Origin of the sequence: Salinivibrio sp. ML290 (assembly GCF_001995695.1) — a bacterium.
Lineage (GTDB): Bacteria > Pseudomonadota > Gammaproteobacteria > Enterobacterales > Vibrionaceae > Salinivibrio > Salinivibrio siamensis.
Map to the genome: position 1 here is coordinate 1 of NZ_MUEY01000030.1, position 2,649 is coordinate 2,649.

The window sequence follows — 2,649 nt, forward strand, 5'->3', positions numbered from 1 at the left end:
GCTATGAGTTGGAAAATAAAAAGGCATGAGCTATGAGTTGGAAAATAAAAAGGCATGATTTATAAAATAATTTTATAAATTAGTCGAGTACCCTCTAAAAAACTCAACTGTTGTTTCGTCCAAATAGAGGTTTGCTTTATACCCCTTAGCTCTTTCTCTAGCCTTGAGTCTTATACTTTCAATCTCCTCTTTTTTAACACGCTCACCACTATAGTTATCGAAATATTTTAATTTATCTATTTTTTCATTGTACTCTTCATCAAAGTATCTTATTAAATCGCAGTCATAATGGCTATTCATAGAGTTAGCAACCATACAGTAGAAGAATGAGGCTTTCGAAGATAAACTATCTTTATCTCCTACTCCATTATCTCGCATTAACGGAATAAAAATTACACTTTTAAATACAAATGCATAGTAGTCACCTCTTTCTATTCCATACTCTATCCATTTTAAAGCCTCATCAATGCGATTTCTTTTTTTATATATAAAGGCCGCTTGATATGCCCCATAAAGGTTCCCATCCTTATCTATTTTTTCCAAATATTTTAGGCGGGCATCTTCATTAAGATCAGACCAAATCCTGTCATCAAAGAAAAAGGTATAGCCTTTGTTTTTATATAACTTACTCGCTAACTGCTCATATCGATAATCCCGATAAAATGGAATATACTGCCACCAACTAGGGTCATGATATAAAAGGGCATACATTGCCTTTCCATCACCTTCTTCGGCGAGTTTCTCCCAACCTTCTATTGCTTTATCAACCCATTTTTCATCACACGGCCAGCCAAGATAATTACAATATGAGGTAGTCACCTTTGGCATATGGGTACCTGCAAGTGTCGCCATCGCCCAAGGGTTACCACCTTCAGCTGCTTTTAATAAGTTAGAACCTACATACAGTGTTTCGGCAGTCTTGAACTGGGTATACGCCAACCAGTAGGCCGCATTAGCATCGCCATGTTCAGCTAACGGTTTAAATATCTCACGGGCCTTTTTAAACTGACCTTGATTTAATATCTCAATTCCTTCCTCCAACGTTTCCGCACGAGATAGAAATGGAAGAATACAAGCAGTAATTATTAAATATTTCAACAACTTCACATTAACCACCAATTATTCTTTGGAATCTCTTTCTGTTCAATTCATTTATTTTTGACTTATCATTTACATGAGCAACTTCGTATTCAATCACTTCCTGGTAGGCGGGAAGATAAATAACCTTCTTGTAAGGAACCCAAGGTCTCATAGCATCAAGACGTTCGCTACAAAGGGGGCATTTTTTTCGCCTCTAACGCTCGCTTCTCCTTATCTCGAATAAGATGAAAAGGAAGCAGTGCAATTTGCGTCAGGGTAAGCTGATAGGCAACGGCAACTGTCAGTAGCCTGTTAAAAGCATAAAAGGCTTCACTGCCGTCACTTTCATGGAATAGGCCAAAGCGACTGAAGCTCGGGTGCTCCATCACATCCAACAGCCGTGAGATAAATTCATCGTAAGCAAGCGGGTCTAACTCAAACGCCAGCTTGCCAGAGAAACCAGCGATAGACGCGGCGCCAAAGTCGAAACGAAAAATTAAGCGGCCATTATCTAAGGTACATTGCAAGATAAGTTTGGCTCCAACGCCTAACTGCGCGGTGAGGCGAGTGGCGAGCTTAAACAACTGTTTCATGTCCGAGCTACCCACATTTTTCCATAAGCATTCAAGACTGACTTGTCCACCTACCTCTGCACCAGCAAAGGCCGACACCTCAGTCTTTGCACCCGCCTTAATATTTCGCAGTTTACTATCATCTGCGAGTTCTAGGTCTTTCTTGCTTTCCAAACGCGTTGCAATAAAGGTTTGAGATGTCCGCAGACCTGTGGCTCCTGTGGCAGCATCTTGACCAAATCCAATCTCATTCGAGTATTTTATGCTTGCCGCTAACATACCGTGCACAACCGCTTCAATGTCGAAGCGAATGTCTCCTAAGCTCACTTCACGACGCTCATTGTCAACGGTGTAATAAGGAACTTTCAGATCGTACATGTTTTCAGCTGGAATGGAGAATTTTGTCGCTAATTGGCCGCTGGCGAAATCAAGCGACGCTCCCAGCTGCGTGTTCCCCACTAAGTTTAAGTTGACGCTTTCAGCTGCTGCCTGCGCTGAATATGTAAATCGCATAAATTGTGCGCCGCCGCTAACGTCCATCTTAACGGTGTTACCAAAAATCTCGGTTTGCTGGGTTCGCCACGGTAGCACATACTCATAGGCCTCATCTAAAGCGACCTCTCCCCCACGTTGGCCAACGCAAACGTCTTTTTAATTTCCGCATCATTCCCCAAGGCGTCTCTTAACGCGTCCTTGAATCCCTCGGGCTTTATCACTCCTTGCCCTGTTGGTAGCGTGGGTTCATAAACTTGCGCACAACTTTGCTTATTCCTTGCTGGGTCATTATCTATAACCGCACACGTTGAGCGTATATACATCGCTTCGTTTGGTAGTGTTCAAAAGTCTGTGTCACTCCTATAGTTAACCCTCAACAGGGAGTGATACATCAATGTCCGACAAATACGAAATTGATATTCAAGCTTTTGCTAAGGCACTGCAATCTGGACAAGACCTCAACGGGAAAGATGGACTGCTAACGCCGTTGATTAAACAGATC

At 42.1% G+C, this 2,649-nt stretch carries 2 protein-coding genes; both read right to left on the reverse strand.

Going from position 1 to position 2,649, the window contains the following annotated elements:
* Positions 1–72: 72 nt before the first annotated feature.
* A complete protein-coding gene (locus BZG23_RS16275; RefSeq protein ID WP_131825387.1) occupies positions 73–1,107 on the reverse strand; it encodes a hypothetical protein in 1,035 nt (344 codons plus the stop codon).
* Positions 1,108–1,268: 161 nt separating this feature from the next.
* The gene (locus tag BZG23_RS16280; RefSeq protein WP_198532209.1) at positions 1,269–2,165 is read right to left on the reverse strand and encodes a hypothetical protein; all 897 of its coding nucleotides are present in this window, start codon (positions 2,163–2,165) and stop codon (positions 1,269–1,271) included.
* Positions 2,166–2,649 lie beyond the last annotated feature (484 nt).